At 71.1% G+C, this 18,555-nt stretch carries 9 protein-coding genes and 1 pseudogene; 3 read left to right on the top strand and 7 right to left on the bottom strand.

All coding sequences use genetic code 11. The annotated features are described in order from the left end of the window. Positions 1–126: 126 nt before the first annotated feature. The 6 genes from ACFPZI_RS34585 to ACFPZI_RS34560 form a co-directional block, all read right to left on the bottom strand. On the bottom strand, positions 127–2,475 hold the full coding sequence (locus ACFPZI_RS34585; protein WP_381371122.1) for a UvrD-helicase domain-containing protein: 2,349 nt from the start codon (positions 2,473–2,475) through the stop codon (positions 127–129). Then, positions 2,472–9,344 (bottom strand): DEAD/DEAH box helicase, encoded by a 6,873-nt coding sequence (locus tag ACFPZI_RS34580; RefSeq protein ID WP_381371121.1) that lies wholly within the window; start codon positions 9,342–9,344, stop codon positions 2,472–2,474. The genes ACFPZI_RS34585 and ACFPZI_RS34580 overlap by 4 nt, the downstream gene beginning before the upstream one ends. Positions 9,345–9,562: 218 nt before the next feature. After that, positions 9,563–10,507, bottom strand: a complete 945-nt coding sequence (locus ACFPZI_RS34575; protein ID WP_381371120.1) for a hypothetical protein — start codon at positions 10,505–10,507, stop codon at positions 9,563–9,565. Positions 10,508–10,601: 94 nt separating this feature from the next. Beyond that, positions 10,602–11,792 carry an AAA family ATPase gene (locus ACFPZI_RS34570; RefSeq protein ID WP_381371119.1) on the bottom strand — a complete coding sequence of 397 codons (1,191 nt, stop codon included), beginning with the start codon at positions 11,790–11,792 and terminating at the stop codon, positions 10,602–10,604. Beyond that, on the bottom strand, positions 11,789–13,072 hold the full coding sequence (locus ACFPZI_RS34565) for a DUF262 domain-containing protein (RefSeq protein WP_381371118.1): 1,284 nt from the start codon (positions 13,070–13,072) through the stop codon (positions 11,789–11,791). The genes ACFPZI_RS34570 and ACFPZI_RS34565 overlap by 4 nt, the downstream gene beginning before the upstream one ends. A gap of 629 nt (positions 13,073–13,701) precedes the next feature. After that, positions 13,702–14,310 carry a hypothetical protein gene (locus ACFPZI_RS34560; protein WP_381026022.1) on the bottom strand — a complete coding sequence of 203 codons (609 nt, stop codon included), beginning with the start codon at positions 14,308–14,310 and terminating at the stop codon, positions 13,702–13,704. Positions 14,311–15,004: 694 nt separating this feature from the next. Between ACFPZI_RS34560 and ACFPZI_RS34555 the strand changes: the two are divergent. After that, positions 15,005–16,611: pseudogene (locus ACFPZI_RS34555) on the top strand (nuclease/transposase family protein). Between the two features lie 141 nt (positions 16,612–16,752). Here ACFPZI_RS34555 and ACFPZI_RS34550 read toward each other — a convergent pair. Then, positions 16,753–17,244: an ATP-binding protein gene (locus ACFPZI_RS34550; RefSeq protein ID WP_381371117.1), complete on the bottom strand. Its 492-nt coding sequence runs from the start codon at positions 17,242–17,244 to the stop codon at positions 16,753–16,755. 157 nt (positions 17,245–17,401) lie between these two features. On the opposite strand from ACFPZI_RS34550, the gene ACFPZI_RS34545 reads away from it, so the two are divergent. Next, positions 17,402–18,223: a helix-turn-helix domain-containing protein gene (locus tag ACFPZI_RS34545; RefSeq protein ID WP_381371116.1), complete on the top strand. Its 822-nt coding sequence runs from the start codon at positions 17,402–17,404 to the stop codon at positions 18,221–18,223. Positions 18,224–18,474: 251 nt separating this feature from the next. After that, the coding region (locus tag ACFPZI_RS34540; protein ID WP_381371232.1) for a DUF397 domain-containing protein at positions 18,475–18,555 on the top strand (81 nt) is incomplete at its 3' end.

Below are 18,555 nucleotides of genomic sequence, written 5' to 3'. Positions count from 1 at the left end.
GGGAGAATTCGGGGGGTTTCGGTGGCGGATATGTGGTCCGCCGAAGCGGCTGCGGCCGACGCCGGTGGAAGAACCTGCGGCCACCGCGGCGGGCGGCCCCGCCCTCTCGCTCGCCCGTCCTCCCGCTCAGCCGTTCGCTCCCGGCGCCCTCAGTGGTCGCAGGAAGCGGCTCGGTTCGCCGCTCCAGGTGATGACCAGGGCGTCCCGGGCCCTGGTGGCGGCGACGAAGAGCAGTGAGCGGGCTCGTCGCAGTTCACGCTGATGGCGTGTTTTGTCGGTGCTCTCCCAGGCGTCCACGGACGAGCGGGGGACCTTGCCCTCGGAGACACCGGCGATGATCATGCATCGGTATTCCAGCCCTTTGAAGCGGTACATGGTGCCGACGTGGACGCCCTCGCCACCCTTGGGGCCATCGGAGGTGATCTTCGTCGCGACGATGCCGCGCCGGGCGAGCCGGTCCACGACGTCGTCCGCCATGTCGTTCGTGGGCACGCAGACGGCGACGGATTCGCGAGCCACGTGGTGCCAGGCCCGCACCTGCTCGGCCACGAGGTCGAGCTCATCGTCCCAGCTCTCGGCACCGCGCAGCCATGGACGCATCCCGTGCAGCACCGACCGGTACCCGCCCAGGTCGTCCGTGCCGCCGTCGAGGTCGTCGTAGTCCGTGCCGTCCAGCAGGTGGGTCGCCGACTTGAGGATCTCGTGGGTCGTGCGGTAGCTGAGCGTCAGCCTGGCCGACCGGCCTCGGATGTGGACGCCCAGGCTGCCGAGGGTGACCTGGTTGTCGTAGATGCGCTGGTGGGTGTCGCCGACCAGGAAGAGGTCGTCCGGTTCCTGCGGGGCCATCGCGCGGAGCATCTTCCAGTGGGCGGGGCTCAGGTCCTGGGCCTCGTCCACGACGATGTGCCGGTAGCGGTGGCGCAGCCAGGCTCCGGTCCCCGACTCGGCGTGGATGTTGCCGGGGCCCGCGTTCTCCTCCTGTCGCTTCCTGCGCTCCTCGATCTTGTGTCGGCGGGCGATCTCCAACTGGGCGGCGCGTTCGGCGACTTGGCGGTACGTTTCCAGGCCGCTCACTTCCAGCCGTTGCGTGAAACGCTCGGCGAGCTGCCAGATCTCCGCGCGGTCGGGGCGGGTGACACTGCGGCCCCGCCCGGCGCGCCGGGCGCGGAAGTACTCGGAGCGGGAGGCGACGGCCTGTCCGAGGATGACCTGGTTCCACTCGTCGCTCAGGAATTCGGCGTCCCACCGGTTCTCACCCGTCTCCAGCAGGAGTTGGCGCCATTCGAGCAGCGCCTGCGCGTCGTCGATGCGGCGCTTGCCGCTACCGGGGGCGGACTCGCTGACCACCCTCGTCGCCAGCTGATCCACATGTGTGATGTCGACCCGGGCGAGCGTTTTGGGGCCTCCGAGCGACATCAGGCGGGTGCGCAGGTCGGCTGCGAGATTCCGGTTGAACGTGGTGAGCAGGACGGGCTTGGTGTGGCCGGGGGGCAGGCGGTCGACGAGGTGCTTGACCCGGTGCAGGGCCACGATCGTCTTGCCGGTGCCGGGGCCTCCGCTGACCCGGGCCGGGCCGGAGTAGGCGCGGTGGACGAGCTTCTCCTGGGTGGGGTGCAGGAACACCTTCCACCGGCCGAAGTCGCCTTCCTCGATGATGCTCTGGAGGGAGGCGTCGTCCGTGATCACCACGGTCTGCGAACGTTCGACGGCGGTCTGCCAGTCGTCGGTGTCGACCGGCTTCCTCGCCCCGTCGTCGCGCCGGCCGGCGAGCGGGTCGGTGACCTGTTCCATGACCTGGTCGTAGGGGACGCCGTCCCGGAGCCTCAGGAGCACCTCCCCCGTGTGCCGGGGCGCGTACTCGGCCAGGCCCAGGAGTTCGTCGTCCGTGGTCAGCTTGAGGACTATGGGGACGAGGGGTTCCGCGACGCCCAGATCGGCCAGTTGTTCCGCGGTGAACTCGGAGAACAGCCGGGCTTCGTCGTCGGCCGCGGACTGCGGGACGGTCTCGGGCCGCGGTTCGGCCGGCGGGGACGGCGGTGCCGGGGACAACGCCGGGGCCGGCTCGGCGGGGAGCGCCTGCGCCGTGGGCGCCGTCGGCCGCAGCACGCCTTCCTCGACGACCTGGAGGTCCACGTACTCGATCGCGCCGGTCACCTGGTTGATGCCGTACGTGAGCCGGTCGAGGTTGCGGTGGACGTGACCGCGGTGCTTGACGGAGACGAGGAGCCAGTCGTCGCCGGCCAGGCGGAGCAGGAGGGCGCGGTACTCGCGGTTGACGCGCGCCGACCAGAGCCGGTCGTGTCCCTTGAGCTGCTTGAGGTCGAAGCCGCCCGCCTCGGGGTTCTTGCGGAACTCGTGCTGGAACTTGTACACCGCGCCGACGATCGCCCGGTCCAGCTTGACGATCTCCTTGTCCGCCTTGTCGAGCAGCCGCAGGGTCACGCCCGTCGGCGTGCCGGGGCCGGTGCCGGTCATCGTGCTTGCTCCTCGTGGTCGTTCGGGTCGTCCAGGTCGTCCGGTGCGGTACGGAGCCCGGGAGGCGGGCCGGTCAGTGCGTGCGCCAGTTCCTCGACGGTCCACCCGGTCGCGGGGCGGACCAGCCAGCCGGCCCGCGCGTACGCCTCGTCGCGGCGCACGTCGTCCGGATCGGGTTCGCCCTCCGCGTCCGGCTGGGGGGCCAGGACGACGCCGACGCGGTGCGCGGGCCACGCCAGTTCGGCGGGCCAGGCGTCCTGGCCGAGTTCGAATCCCGCCACGGGTGCCGGCACGCCTCCGGCGGCCAGTCCCTCGGCCAGCTCGGCGAGACCGGGTTCGTCGACGAGATAGGCGAGCACCTCGTCCCAGGCGGGGTCCCGTACGGCTCCGCCCTGGTCCGTCACGGCTTCGGCGGGGTCCTTCACCGTCCCGGCGGGGGCGCTCGCCTCCTTCTCGGCGGTGCTGGCGTCCGGGGACGACGCGGCGCGCGTCTCCCGCTCGGCGGCCTGCCGGTGCGACTGGAGCCAGCCCGCGCCACCGGTCACGGCGAGTTCCACGGGGTCGAAGCCGGACAGAGCGCTGCTCACCAGCTGCACGCCGTCGCCCTCGCCGTCGTTGAGGAACTGGAGCAGGTTGGACCAGTACAGCCAGGCCTGCCAGCGCCTGCGGTGCGCGTTCTCGTCGGCGGCGATGGTCTCGGCGCCGTCGTCGAGCACGGTCAGGGCGGTCCACACCGCCGCGGCCTGCCCGCGGCGCAGGTCGAGGGCGATGGTGAGGGGGCAGCCGCTGCCGTCCCGGGTCGCCATGACCTGTACGCCCCCGCGTCCGCCGGCCAGCCGTTTGCCGGCCAGCGCCTCGGCGACGCGTTCGGCGGTCCGCGGTCCGTCGGCCAGGGCCCGGCTGGTCGCCGAGACCGCGGCGAATCCGGCGAGGGCGCTCTGTACGCGCCGCCGCCAGACTCCTGGGTCGGGGGTGGTGAGGTAGCCGATCAGGGTGTTGACCGGGTTGATCCACACGAAGCGCGGCAGGTCACGCGGGTCGCCGCCGTGCATGCGCCGGTGAAGGTCGGACGCTGTCTTTTGCGCGGTGTTCCGGTAGGGCTCCCACACCGGGTCCAGGGGTGGTTTGCTCCGGCCGGTCCAGGCCCTGACGTCGTCCCAGGTCAGCTGGAAGACCTGCCAGCCGTGCCCGGAGCGCAGCCGGGTGCGCTTGGCGGCGTCGGCGGCGACGCGGTTGTGTTCGGGGCTCGCGTGGTAGCGGTAGCCGTCGAGGTAGACGGCGACCCGCCGCCGGTCGTCGTCGAGGCTGCGGAAGACCACGTCGGGCACGGTGAAGCCGAGGTCGGTCTGGGTCTCCATGCGCCAGCCGCTGACCGTGCCGTCGGGCGCCGTGAAGCGCAGGGTGGTGTCGCGTTCCCCGTCCGGGCTCTGCGAGGTGCGCACGCTGACGTCGTCGTCGTCCTTCGCCCAGTCGAGCAGTCCGCGCCGGAACAGCGCTTCGAGTTCGCTCTCGACCTGCCGGACCAGGGAGATGTCCCGGGTGGTGTCCGCTTCCTCGGCGTGCCAGCCCTCGCCGGTCCGGCCGAGCAGTTCGCCGAGCATGTCCAGGGCGTGTTCGCGGGAGACCAGTTCGTACTCGTTGTCGGCGACGTGCCGCAGCAGGCAGCGGTGGCAGGCGGGCCGGCCCTCCGTGACGCAGACGCAGCTCTCGATCGCCTGGCGGGCGCGGGTCAGTACGTCGTGCAGGCCGTCCGGGCCGGCGAGGCGGTGGAGGTAGCCGGTGCCGCCGGGCAGGGTGTCGTACAGGACGAGGAAGTGCCTGCGGACGTCGCCGTCACCGCCCGGTTCGGGCATCGAGTCGGTGACCACGGCCAGGTGGTCGGGGTCGCCTCCGTAGCTGCGGGCGATGCCGGCCAGCAGCAGCGCCTTGAAGGAGGCGAGGCGTTCGGCGGTGTGGGCGGTGACGGCCGGGATCAGGATGCGCAGGGCCTCGCTGCGCAGTTCGTGGGCGAGCAGCAGTCTCACGCCCTGCTGGGTCTGCCGGGTGCTGTCGACGCCGTCGCGCAGCCGGGGGCACCAGGGCCGGTGGTACTTCGTGGCGTTGACCGGTACGAGGCTGTCCTGCTGCTGGGCGGCGGGCCCGCCGTCGGCGTCGGCGAAGCCGCAGGCGTCGCAGACCCAGAAGGGGTTGATCCGGACACGGCGGCCGGCGAAGGCGTCGTCGGTTCCGGTGTCCACGCGGGAGGCGCCGACGTTGATGTGCCGGATGACGGCCCGTCGGCTGAACTCCCAGCCGAAGGTGGCCTTGTGGTGCTGCCAGGCGGAGTCGATGTGCTCGTGCGGGATGTCGACGGCGGGGATCACGGTGTAGTGGCGCCGTTCGCGTTCGTCGGTGTCGTCGCGGACCCGTACGTCGTCGCGCTGGTCGCGGGCGAGGACGCGGTGCGGGACCAGCACCTTGTGCAGGCATCCGACGTCGCCGATGGCGGCGGAGCGGCAGCGCGGGCAGGCGGTGGAGTCCTGCTGCGCCCGGTGGGTGCGGACGTGCCCGCAGTCGGGGCAGATCCGCCACCACAGCCAGGAGGGGCGGCCGGGGCTTCCGACGTCGAGGCCGGTGATGCGGTGCTTGTAGCCCTGGACGTAGTAGTGGTTGCCGGGTGCGAGGTCCTCCAGCGCGAGACGGGCCGAGCGGTCGTACTTGAGCACCTTGCTGCGGTGCTGGACCTCACGGGCCCCGCCGTCCTGGCCGGGTGCCTCCTCGCGCCAGGTGAGGGTGGCCTCCAGTTCGGTCACGGAGTCGACGAGGCTGTAGTTGGGCAGCAGGCCGAGGTCGACGAGCGCGCCGTGCGCGGTCTCGCGGCCGAGTTCGCCGGAGCGGCGGGCGACCGCGCGCCGTTCGGCGCGCAGTTCCCTGCCCTGCCGTTCGTGTTCGGGGTCGCCCGCCACCAGCGCGCGGTGCGCGGCGTCGATGTCCTGCATACGGCGTTGCAGTTCGCCGCGCCGGTCCTCCCACTGCCGGCGGGCCCGGTCCAGGGCGTCGGCCAGGCCATCGGCGGCGTAGTGTCGCAGCTCGTCGGCGGCCTGGGGGCTCACGCCCGTGCCGCGGGCCTCGTCCCAGGGCGGGAAGTAGCCGAGGAAGGTCTCCACCAGGCGGGGTCCGGCGGCGCGGGCGGCCCGCTGGAACTCGGCCTGCCAGGCGGACGCGCCGAAGAGGTCGGCGGCCAGGTGCGGCATCGGGCGGACCGGCCCTTCCCCGTCCTTTGGAGCGGAGGGCAGGCGTCCCGCGGCCACCAGGTCCAGCAGGTGCGCCGTGTACTGGCGGCGCAGGATCTCCACGGCGGACAGGAAGCAGCCGGGCGGCCGGATGTCTCCGGCGATCATCTGCCGGGGGTCGTCGAGGTAGTAGCGGTCCCGGGGGCCGCGGTCGACCATGGTGAGCAGGTAGGCGTTGCCGGTGGCGCGGCCCGCGCGGCCCACCCGCTGCACGTAGTTGGCGGGGCCCTTGGGGAGGGAGGCGAGGACCACGGCGGACAGGTCGCCGATGTCGATGCCGAGTTCCAGGGTCGGGGTGCAGGACAGGACCTGGGGGTTGGCGTAGTGGGCGTCGGTGCCGGCCCGGAACGCCTTCTCGACCGCTTCCCGTTTGGGGCGGCTGAGGGTGCCGGTGTGCTCGGCGGTGTTGATGGTGAAGACTCCGGCCTCCCGGTACATCCGCCGGTAGAAGTCCTCGGTGTAGTCCCGCCGCCGGACGCCGCTCTCCAGGTCCTGGCCGGTGCGCAGGTGTCCGCCGCAGCGGTAGCGCGGGCAGGGCCTGCCGTGCCACTGGCCGGCCAGGTCGGGGTGGACGGTCTGCTGCCAGGAGCACCGGGGGCAGTGCGCGGAGGCGTCCGCGACGGCGTCGTCGGCGAGCTTGCGCACGTGCACGTGGCCGGGCTGGAGCCCGTACACGCGGGTGGTGCCGTCCTTGCTGGTACGGGCCGACAGGACGCCGGCGTCGACGAGGGCGGGCAGCAGCCGTACGAGGAAGGCGTTGGCGGCGTCGGGGCGCAGGCCGAGGCTGCGGCGGGCCCAGTCCTGGTACCAGCCGAGCCGGCCGGTGACGACGTCGAAGTCGTCGCTGCCCTGTTTGGGGCCGCCGAGCAGGAAGGCGGGCGCGGACACGCCGGGCGGGAAGGCGGGCATGCCGGTGGGGCGTCCGCCCCAGACCGCCCATCGGCGCACTCCGGCCTGGTCGATCCAGGGGTCCAGCCAGGCGTGCCGGACGGCGCCGCGGGTGCGCAGCCGTTCCAGGAGGCCGCGGACGTGGCCGGTCCAGTCGTCGGGTCCGGGCAGGGAGCCGTCGGCCAGGGCGATGTCGCCGGGGGTGGTGTGCAGCAGTTCGCGGACGATGTCGGCGACGGCGTCGGGGTCGGCCAGGGGGACGTCCGCGGCGACGGTGCGGGTGAGTTCCAGGGTCCGGCCCTGCCGGGAGCGGAGTCCGAACTCCAGGACGGCCGAGAACGCGAGCCGCTGCGCGATGAGTTCCCAGGTGGCCCGCGATCCGTGGCCGCGGCCCGCGAGGAGGGTGTCGACACCGCGGACGACGTGCAGGTCGGGTGGGATGACGGCGGCGCGGACGGCCTTGCTGTCGACGACGTCGGCGATGAGGTCGGCCGCCAGGTCGCTGAGCGCGATCGGCTCGTCCTCGTCGATGTGGCCGGCGAGCAGGGCGCGCAGGGAGAAGGTGTAGGAGCGGTTGGCGACGTATCCGGCGCGGTGGGCGGCGTCCTGCACCGAGTCGTTGAACAGGAGGGTCTTGTTCTCCTTGAGGTTCTTGTCGAGCTCACCGCCGGTGAACAGCTGGGTGATGGAGGCGGCGGCCAGGGCGGCGAGCCCGGTGCCGAGGAAGCGGATGGCGTTGAAGGTGCGGCAGGCCGGGCACTGGTCGCCCAGCGCGGCCCGGTCGTCGGAGAGGTCGGTGACGACGAAGGCGCTGTCGTGCAGGGTTTTCGGCGCGCGGGGGCCGCCGTCGTCGGACGGCGGTTCGAAGTCCGTGTCGGGCGACAGCGGCCGCAGCCGGCCGGTGAGGCCGTCGAGGACCATGACGGTGGGACCGCTGCGGGGTTTCTCGACGGCGAAGGCCGCCTCGTACGCCTGGTGCGGGGTGGCGGCGATGAGGTTGCGCACGCGGCGCTTGTCCCGGCTCACCGAGGCCCGGCGGATCTTGGTGGCGTTCATGTCCAGTTCGGCCGGGTCGGCCTCCGGGGACAGGGCGGCCCAGCCCGAGCGTCCGCACTCGCGGCAGAAGACGGCGGGCAGGAAGACCTGGGCGGGCGGTGTGGCGCTGTCCCCGGCGGGGGCGGTGTCCGGCCCGTCGGCGGCGCCGTTCCCGGTGGGCGGGGCGCCCTGGCCCGCGGCCCCCACGGCGGTCCCGCCGCCGCTTCGGACGAGGGCTCCGCCGGCCGCGACCCGCTCGTCGTCCCACCGGAACTCCGCGCGGGAGGCGCTGATTCCGCGCAGGACGCGGGAGACGGACCGCACCCAGTGGTGGATCTCGATGGACAGCAGCGGCCGGTCGGGGCGGCCGGGCTCGCGGGCGGTGGACAGGAGCGCGACGTAGCGGGCGAGGGCGCGGGCGGCGACGGCCGGGTTCTGCTGGACGGCCATGCCCCAGTGGTAGGCGTACCGGGGCAGTACCTCCATGACCTCGGCCATGGTGCGGGGGCGGCCGTCCAGGATCTCCAGGACGGCGGCGGTGAGCCGGTGGCGGCGCAGTTCGCGGCCGAGCTGCTCGGGGCCGAGCCCGCTCTTGCCGGTGAACGCGGCGGCGAGCTGGTCGAGGGCCTCACGGTCGCGGGTGGGGTCGCCGAGCCCGTCCACCTCCTGCGGCGACGGGAACGGCAGCCTGAAGTCGCTCTCCCCCGCGAACTCCTGGACACTGGCGCGGCTTTCGCCCACCACGGCGTCTTCGGGGAACGGCGTCCCGAAGACCTGCTCCGCGACCTCCAGCATGGATCCGCCGCCCGCCCCGGGCGTGCCCTCGCCGAGGGTGGCCGAGGTGGCGACGGGGCAGACGGGGCCGAGGGGGCGGCCGGGTTCGGCGAGGCCGGTGACGGCGCCGAGTCTGCGCAGCAGCATGGCGACGTCGGTGCCCTGGGCCCCGTCGTAGGTGTGGAACTCGTCGAGGACGACGTAGGCGAGGGCGGGGCCGTCCGCGGACTGCCACAGGCGCTGGTCCTCGGGCCGCTGGAGGAGCAGGTCGAGCATCTTGTAGTTGGTGATCAGGATGTCGGGGCGGGTGTGCCGGATCTCGTCCCGGTCCACGGCCACCCGCGGGTTGGCCTCCTTGAACTCCTTGGACGCCTTGTCTCCGATGTACAGGCCGGCGCGGACTCCGGCGTCCCTGAGCCGGGCGTCCCGGGGATTGTCCAGGTGGTCGTTGATGCGGTGGGCCTGGTCGGTGGCGAGGGCGTTCATCGGGTACAGCAGGACGGCCTTGACGCCCTCCCGGCCGGCCTCGCGCTCGCGCCGGCAGTGGTCGAGCAGCGGCACGAGGAACGACTCGGTCTTGCCGGAGCCGGTGCCGGTGGTCACCAGGGTGGGCCGGGCCGGTCCGTTCAGGGTCGACAGGCGCTGCCAGGCGGTGGCCTGGTGGCGGTGCGGGCGGAAGCCGCGCGGGTACCAGGTGAGGTGCCGCTGCCAGCTGTCGTCCTCGGCCGCCCGGAAGGGCGTGCGGATGCGCAGGTAGGGACCGCGGAAGATGCCGTCGTCGGGGTCGCCGAGGAACCGTTCCAGGGCGCGCCGGGTGCTTTCGTCCGCCAGGGCGTACGTCGTCGACAGGTACTGGCTCAGGCTGTCGCGTACCTGTTCGGCGGCGAGGGTCGGTCGCACCCCGGCTTCTCCTTCGGTGGTCCTGGTGGTTCCCCGACGGTGCTGCGGTCCGCCGGTGCCCGGTGTCGCGGTCCGTCCGTGGCACCGTGCGGGTCCCAAGGTAGTCGGAGATCCGGCGGCCGGTCCCGTCCGGTCGGCGTCCACCTGCGGCGACGGCACAGGGGGGTGATCCGGCCGGTGGTCGTGCGACGGCCGGTGCGGTGCCCGGAGGCGGCGGCTCAGACCCCCAGTTTGCGGCCGACGTACGCGACGCGCAGGGTGCGCTCGTCGTGCAGCAGCCGGAAGTGCAGCCGGCCGGGCTTGGGCAGGAACTCGCTGTGCCAGTCGAAGAGTTCGTCGCGTCCGCCGTCGGGGAACCAGCACAGTTTCCGGCGGTGCTGGAACTCGGTGCGCACATCGGACTTCCACTCGGGCGCGATGGGTCGGGCGGCCGGATCCCAGGTGGAGACGGCTTCCTCCAGTTCGGCGAGGCGTTCGCGCACCGGCCCCACCCACACCTCGGCCAGGCCCAGCAGGTCGCCTTCGACGCGCGGCAGGAACTGTAGGCGCGGGAAGAGCCGGGCCCGCTCCCGCCACAGCTCACCGCCGGTGCGTACGGCGTCCAGTCCGCCTCTGCGGACCGCGTCCGCGCCTTCCTTGATCCAGGCCCGGTGCGTCTCGTAGTGGTCCGGCAGGGACAGGTGCGGGACGCGGACCTCACTGACGGCCGAGCCGTCCGCGTCGCCCTCCTCCTCGACCAGTTGTTCCCGCTCCAGGGTGAGGTGGTCGGCGGCCCAACAGGGTTCCACCGGCAGCGAGACACCTAAGCCCTTCATGAGGTGGGCCGCCCCCAGCCCCACCACCGTCCGGCCGTCGTGGCGGTACTCGATGTCGTAGTAGCCCTCGCCGTCGGGGAAGGCCGCCCGGTGCGGGTACTTGGTCTGCATCTGGAGCATGAGCTTCCAGACGTCCCGGTTCCGTGGGTTGCCGTGCCACTTGCCGATGGGATGGCCCTGCGCGAGCTGGAGTCCGGTGACCGGTTCCCGCGCGATCAGGACGGTGCCGGGTTTGTCGTTCCGCCAGACCTTCAGGACGGCGGTGGCGAAGTCCGTCATGGCCCGGTCGGCCCTGCCCGGATCGCACGCCGACTCGCAGGATCTCTCGTTCAGAAACAGTTGTGGCACGTCTCCCCCTCCGCTGTCGTCCCCGCGCCGTTCCCCTCCCCGCACCGTGGTGTGCGGGCTGCCGCAGCCCGGTCGGCAGCCGGGCGGCGGGTCATCAGTCGAGCAGCCGCTCCAGCGTGTTCTCCAGCTCGTCGAAGAAGCCCTCGGGCCACTGGTCGAGCCGTCCGTCCCGGTCGATGTGGGGGCTGACGATGTCGACGCCGGAGCCGTCGCGGTCGCCCCGGAAGTAGTGGAGTACGGCCCGCTCGGGCGCCAGCAGCCCCTGCTTCACGGCAAGCCGTACGCCGTTGAGGACGTGGTCGCTGTGCGTCTCGACGACCAGTTGTGCGCCCTGGGCGGCGGCGGACGCGGCGAGGATCGCCATCCGGGTCTGCCCGTGCGGGTGCAGATGCGCCTCGGGGTTCTCCAGCAGGACGAGGGACCCGGGCCGGGCCGTCAGGCAGGCCACGACGATCGGCAGGGCGTAGGTGAGACCGAATCCGACGTTGGTGGGCCGGCGGCGGGGCCCGCGCGGGCCGGAGAAGCCGTACGACAGCCGCACCACGTCGGTGCCCTCGATGGCCGCGGCCTGGATGTCCACGCCGGGGCACAGCTCGCCGATCCAGGCGGCGGCCTGGGCGAGCAGTCCCCGGTCCCTGCTGCCGGGGTGCCGCAGCGGTTCGGGGACGACCCCGTCCCTGCTGCCGTGGTGATGGCGCAGGTAGTTGACGGTGTGCTCGCCGCGTACGCCGAGGAAGCCGCGCCCGATCGCGGTGTGGTGGTCGCGCGGGTAGAACTCGGCGGGTGAGATCCGGTCGGCGTGCAGGTACTGGAACCCGGCCGTGAAGTAGCCGGGGATGACGGCGGCCTCGCCGGGCGGCGGTGTGGTGCCCGCGTTGGTCAGCGGCAGGTCGGCGCTGACCAGCGGCAGCAGGTTCTGTTCCTTCTCATACCCGACGGTCCAGGAGTACCGGTAGGCGCCCTCGCTGACCGCGAGGGTGATCTCGGGCTCGTCACCGGTGAAGTCCTCGTGCAGTACGTCCTGACCGGTGCCGAGGCCGACCAGTTCGCCGTTGAGCAGGAAGCCGGTACCGGGCACCGCGCCGAGCTTCAGCTGCCCCTCCCGGGCCGCTTCGTCCGCCCGGTCGAGATCGCCGGCGGTGTACGACTGGTGCAGCAGCGCGAGGGCCTGTAAGACGCTGCTCTTGCCTGAGGAGTTCAGGCCGGTCAGCAGGGTGAGCGGGCCGAGCGGCAGATCGACGTGCTGGAATGCCTTGAAGTTCGTCAGCGCCAGCCGGTCGATCATGCCCACCATCTCCCCCGGAAAAGCTCGTTCATCATGCCGAACCGTGTCTGCACCTTCTTCGGATCGCCGGTGGCGACCGAGATGGAGCGGTCGAAGTCCCAGTCCTTCATCAGCCCGAAGAACCCCTTGAGCACCCTGTCACGCGACGCTACCAAACGATCACGCCCGTGATCGTCGAGTACGGCCAGATTGACCGAGACGGCTTCGAACAAAGCCTTGTTGATGGGCGACTTGGCCCTGGCACCCCGCCACTTCCGGAAGGCGTGGTCGCCGAAGAGGTCCGACGCGCAGCGCATCGCGGCCTTGAACTCGATCGCCAGCAGCTCCCGTTGCTCCGGGATCAGCCGGTTGATGCGGTGCATGGCGTCGACGAGGAACTGGTCGAAGTCCCGTTCCGCGTGCTCGGCCGGGTCGCTCATGCGGAACGCCATGAACCGCAGGACCATCTCCCGGTCCGCCATCCGCTCGTTCGACACGCTCTCGCCGGTCGCGGTCAGGAAGGCCGGGTCCTCCGCGAGGTCGGCGAGGTAGTTGCGCGCCGCTCCGCCGATCATGGCGTGCCGGATCTCCTGCGGCTTCAGCGGCATGCCGCCGGTGTTGATCCGGGAGAACACGTTGAACTTGACCGTCTCCGGCGTTCCCTGCTGGATGATGTGCACCACGAGCTGCGTCTCGCGCAGCCGGATCTTGAGCCGCCCGGACAGGTCGGCGTACCCGCGGCCGTGGAACTGCTTGAGGTAGTCCAGCCCCCGCAGCGTCAGCGGAGGCATGCCGACGGTCTCCGGCGCCATGAACCGGGCGATCGCCGTCAGCCGCTGGATGCCGTCCACGACGGCCCAGTTGTCCTCCTCGTCCTGCGCCATGTGGAACGACGAGATCGGAATGCGCAGCAGCAGTGACTCGATGAGGCTGCTCTGCTGGACGTCGCTCCAGATGCCGGCCCGGCGCTGGAAGTCCGGCGCCAGGTCGATCATGCCCTCCCGCAGCCGGGACAGCAGCAGGTCGACGGTGGTCGACTGGGTGTCGATCTTGATGCTCTCGGGCCGGAAGGGTGCCGAGATCGAGTCCGGCGCCTCCTCGGTACCGGCCTCGTCGGCGGGTTCCTCCAGTTCGACGCCCGTCGGCCGGCCGTCGTCACCGACCTCGACCGGCGCGTACTCGGAGAAGAGCCCGGCCAATTCGAGGTCGTCGTCCTCGTCGACCGGCAGATACCGCTGGTACCCCCTGGCCCGCTCGCCCCCGCCGGTCCGCCTGCTGCCGCTGTCCTCCAGGCCCGCCATGACTCCCCGTCGCCGCCCTCGTCCGTGACCGTGCCCACACGGTGTGTCCGCGATCAAGCCTATAGACGGCGAGCCGTGGCGTCAGTGCGGCAGGTCCAGTTCGGCGCGGACGGGCTCGTCGACCGACGCCCGTCGAGAAGTCGCCGCGCACTCGGAACCGGTTGCCGAAACGGCCGCAGCCCGGTGATCGCCCGGGCCGTCTCGCTTCGATGGAGCCGCCGCCATGAGTACGGCGGGTCCGCGACCGGGGCCAGTGGTCACGGACGTCGACAACGCCAACGGCTCGATGGCCGTCGCCCACCGGTTCACCGACGTGCGCGATACCGCGGGACGGACACCCGCGCCCCGAGCGGGACACACCGTCCAAAAGCATGAGCACTTTGGCCACAACTGCCCTCATGCCGCTCGTTTGAGCACTCACGTGACACTTGCCCGCCAGGTGCTCACACTTTGAGCCGCGTCCGGTATGCGGAGGCGAGGCCCACCCACCCGGGCTATGTGTTCACCCGTGCGTCGCCCCGTGCCGCGTCACCGACGTGGCGCCGTTGGTACCGGCCGGGCCCTTGGGACATCCCGGGAGCGAGGACGCGCCCACGCATTACCGGACAATTCAGCGAGGTGACGCCGCCTCAGATGGTCGGGGTGTCGTCAACAGCCGGCTTGTGAACCTCGACAACCAGTTTCCGCCCCGCGGAGAACTCGATGAATTCCGCACGGGTGGGGTAGGTGTCGATCGCGCGACGGTCACGCATGGGGCTGTCGCCTCCCTTGCGCCCCCGGGGAATCCGCTCCTCGAAGATGTCGACCTTCACGTCGGGAACCTCTTTGAGGCCCTGGCGCCAGATCTGCACGATGTCGGCGCCGAACGCCTGCCGGGCCGCAGCGTAAAGGGCCGTGAGGGACCCCTTGTCCGCACCAGGGACGAAAAGTGTCAGGTCCAGCACGACACCGGCGGACTGGAGGACCTCGATGGTCACCGAGCCGCTCTCGTCGGCCAAGTAGATCCCGGCTTCGTCCTCGCTGTCGGGAAGGCAGGAGACCTCTTCCTTGAATATGGTTCTCGCCGTGATCGAGCCGCCCTTGAAATCCTCACCGGACTCGGTCAGGAAAGCAGGGACATAGCAGTCGGGAAGCTTGAGTTCTGCCGTGTCGGCGGAAACGAAGACCCTGTCCTTCACGCCGAGCTTCATCACCTCTTCCAGCGAGAGGCGGCGAGCGGCGATCTTCTCCGTGTTCACGATTTCCCTTTCAGGTTGCACTGTCCCTCCGAACAAGGACGCTACCACGAAACCTTGAGGTCAACTGCCCAGCAATCTCAGGGTAAATGGCCTCCGATGACCCGCACGGGAGGATACCGAAGCGAGTACCGCTCGGCCGGGACACGCATCCGCCAACCAGTATCCCTCGTCATGATGTTGGGGATCAACTGGCGGTTGCATTTCGGTGCGTCGAGTAGCGCGGAGGAACCAGAAGAAAGCTTACGGTAGATATCACCCATATCGCCTCCGCGGAGGTGGCTGCGAGGTAAGGCGAACCATTCGTCGTGCATCTCGAAGAGCGAAGCAGAAACCAACCGGATGGTCCGGCAACGCAACAACGGAGACCCCCACCGGCGGCTTCCGAATGGAGCGCGAACCGGAAGTCGCGTACTGCCGGGCCCTCTTCGGTCAGGACTTCGGCGTAGTCGGCTGACGCCCGGTCGCTGATGTCTCGTCATGTCGGGCGGGGTGGGGAGCTGCTGGAGTTTGGCTGAGTGCGAGTGTGTTCTGGTGTGGATGAGTGAGCGCGGATGGGCGCGGTCACGGCCGGGGGTGGGTGCTGTCTTGGCCGGAAGGGGGGAATGGGGGTTCGTCTGCCGAATGCGTGACCTTTGCGGGTGGTGTTCGTTGGGTGGGGTGAGCAGGGCATGGCGACTTGGCGGAGGGGTGTGGGGTGGACGGAGGGCTGCGGGAGCTTGCGGCGCCGTTTGTCGTCCCCGGCCCGTCCGGGGTGGCGATCCGGACCCGGCTGAAGCGGCTCACCGCGGCCGATGAGGAGGTGTTGCGGCGGGTGGGCGCGCATCTGGGCGCGCTCGCCGGCCGCGATTTGAAGGCGCGCTGTCATGACGGCCCCGGGCACGACGCGCAGGCGTGGGCGGTGCGCAAGCGGGACCTGACCCCGCTCTCTTCGGCCCGCTGGGCGGGTGCGATCACCAAGGCGACGCACGAGCAGTGGGCGCTGGCCCGCCGCGGTGCGCTCGCCCACCTCCAGAACCTGCAAGCAGGGGTCCAAACTCTGCGGCACCGGCTGGCACTGCCACTCGGCGCGCAGGGGTCGAAGAGAGCCCCGGGTGGTTATCGCAGTCGGCGCGAGTGGCATGCCAAGGCCCGCCGGCTGCGGGTGCTGGAGGACCGGCTGGCGCGGGAGCGCGCCGCCTGGCAGGCCGGGCGGGTGCGTGTGGTGCGCGGCGGCAAGCGCCTGGCCCGGATGCGCCACCAGCTGCCCGCCGCACAACTCACCCAGGCCCAGTGGCGTGCACGCTGGGAGGCGGCCCGCTGGTTTCTGCGGGCGGACGGGGAGAGCGGCAAGCGCTACGGGAACGAGACGATCCGCATCACCCCCGACGGTGAGGTCAGCATCAGGCTGCCCGCCCCCCTCGCAGGCCTGGCCAATGCTCCGCACGGCCGGTATGTCCTCACCGGCCGGATCCACTTCGCGCACCGGGGGACGGAGTGGGCCGACCGGGTGGCCGCCAACCGGGCCGTCGCCTACCGCATCCACCACGACCCGGCCCGCGGGCGCTGGTATGTGACCGCCTCCTGGCAGACCCCCGCCTCCCCGGCGGTGCCTCTGGCGGCGGCGCTCGCGCACGGGGTGATCGGGGTCGACACCAACGCCGACCACCTCGCCGCCTGGCACCTCGACGTGCACGGCAACCCCACCGGGAATCCACGCCGCTTCTGCTACGACCTGACCGGCAGCGCGCAGCACCGGGACGCCCAGGTACGCCACGCCCTGACCCGGCTCCTGCACTGGGCCCGCACCTGCGAAGTGAAGGCCATCGCGGTCGAAGACCTCGACTTCACCGCGGAGAAGACCCGCGAGAAACACGGCCGCAACAAGCGATTCCGGCGGCTGATTGCCTGCCTGCCCACCGGCCGGCTCCGCGCCCGCCTCGTCTCGATGGCCGACCGGACGGGCATCACCATCGTCGCCGTGGATCCGGCCTACACCTCGAAGTGGGGCGCCCAGCACTGGCAGAAACCCCTCACCAGCACCACCCGCAAAACCAGCCGCCACGACGCGCCCAGGGGCATCCCATCCGGCGTCGGACGACACCGCCCCGCACCCACCGGAGTGATGGCTGCGGGCATCGGACCGTCCAGGCCGGACCGGATACCCCCGAGCGTGAGGGACCCCGCCGCCGCCTTCCCGGACCACGGACCCGATCCGTGCCACCGGACGCGGAACGAACGCGGGCGACCAGGACACCCCACACCGTTCGGGGCGTCCGCAGTGAGCGGGAACGGGTCCAGGACCCACTCCCGCTCACTGACTAGGAACGGTTCGGTACACAGCAGGCACGGACGTCGGCCTGCGCGTTCCTCGCCGGAGCGCGATCCCCTCACACGATCAAAACGACTACGCCGAAGCCCTGGGGCCCGGACCGGCAGGAGGGCCGTCGGCCGATCGCGCGGGCGTCAGCGCGGCAGATCCAGTTCGGCGCGGACAGTCTTGCCTACCGGCAGCCGGTCGAGGACCTCCCACCGATCGGCGAGCACGTCGACGAGGAGGAGGCCCCGGCCTCCGACGGCGGAGGCGTCCGGGGCGGCGATCTCGCCGGGGCGGGGTGGCCGGCGTTCGCCGCGGGTGTCGGAGACGTCGATACGGAGGACGCGGGCAAGGTCGGCGCCTGCCCCGGGGGCGTCGCATAAGGCCGCTGCTCCGCACAGCGTGAGCTGGAGCTCGAAGTCGCGGCCCGGTACGCGGCCGTGCGTGACGGCGTTCGCGCCCAGCTCGGCGACGATCAGGGCGGCGGCGTCGGACACGGCGGATCCGTACGGGTAGCCCCAGCTGTCCAGCCGGTACAGCGCGAGCTGTCGCGCGAGTCGGGCGCCCAGCGGGGTGGAGCTGAACCGCTGGGAGAACATACGTACGGTAACCGGCTTGCTGTGGGGGACGGTTGGCGTCATGGCCCCAATATGGCGGGCTCCGGGCGCCGTTCACCAGGTCAGCGACTCATACGCGGGATCAGCGTACGGGTTCACGGGATGGACAGTATGAGTAACCGTGCGTGACCATGGAGTGGTTGGCGGGGTTGGAAGGGCACGGGTGGACGGAGGGCCTGACATGACGACGGACGGCAACGGTATGGGTGGGGCGGGTGCCCCTGGGTGCGGTGGCGGTGAGCCGGATGTGTCGGACAGCCTGAAGACGTTCGGCGAGGTCGTCAAGGCCTTCCGGAAACGGGCGGGCCTGACACAGGAACAGTTCGCCCCGAGGGTGCAGTACTCGGTGCCGACGGTGGCCTCCATCGAACAGGGCCGGCGCTTCCCGCCGTCGGACTTCGTGAAGCGGGCGGAGGAGGTCCTGGACGCGTTCGGGGCGCTGCGGGGGGCGGCTCGGCATCTGTCACGGCAGCCGGGGCTCGCGAGTTGGTTCCGGCAGTGGGCGCGGCTGGAGGAGGAGGCGGTGAGCCTCTACACGTACGAATGCCGCCTGGTGCCGGGCCTGTTGCAGACGGAGGCGTATGCGCGCACGCTGTTCGTGAACCAACTGCCTCCCCTGTGTGACGATCAGATCGAGGCCCAGTGGGTGGCGAGGGCGGAGCGGCAACGGTTGCTGCGGGAGCGCCCGAACACGGCGTTCAGCTTCATCCTGGAGGAGCAGGTGTTCTTGCGGCGTACGGGCGGAGTCGAAGTGACGCGGGAAGTGATTGATCACGTTCTGCGACTGGCCGAGCTGCGGAACGTAGAGGTTCAGGTGATGCCGCAAGTGCGGGAGAACCATGCCGGGCTGGATGGCCCCATGCAGCTGGTGGAGACTCCGGATAATAAGTGGCTCGCCTACACCGAAGGGCAGGAAAGTGGGCAGTTCATCCACCAGTCCAAGGTCGTCAGCATGCTTCAGAGTGCGGTAAGTGATGTTTCCTGCCGTTTCACACCGATGTGATGACATGCCATAACGGGGTGATTCCGGCGGTCGAATGATCAACATCGCCGCCCTGGCCGAGCGCACGGCTCCGGCTCCCCGGTTTGGCTCGACAGCCGAGGTCAGGGGCCTGCTACCCACTGGGACGAAGTGGTGCGAAATTAGCTAGACCATCACTTACCGCACTCTCAGATGCGGTATGCCAGGATGCGCTCACAGGCTCTCTCCTTGGAAGACTCCCTGAGCCTGTTGCAGCAGATGCGAGGAGCGGTATGAGCGCTACAGACCTGGCCTGGTTCAAGAGTAGTTACAGCAGCGGTGGTTCCGGCGACTGCGTCGAGGTGGCGTTGTCA

Origin of the sequence: Streptomyces chlorus, assembly GCF_042655885.1 — a bacterium.
Classification (GTDB): domain Bacteria; phylum Actinomycetota; class Actinomycetes; order Streptomycetales; family Streptomycetaceae; genus Streptomyces; species Streptomyces chlorus.
Note: the sequence above shows the minus strand (reverse complement) of the source record. Positions and strands in the feature narration are given on the sequence as shown.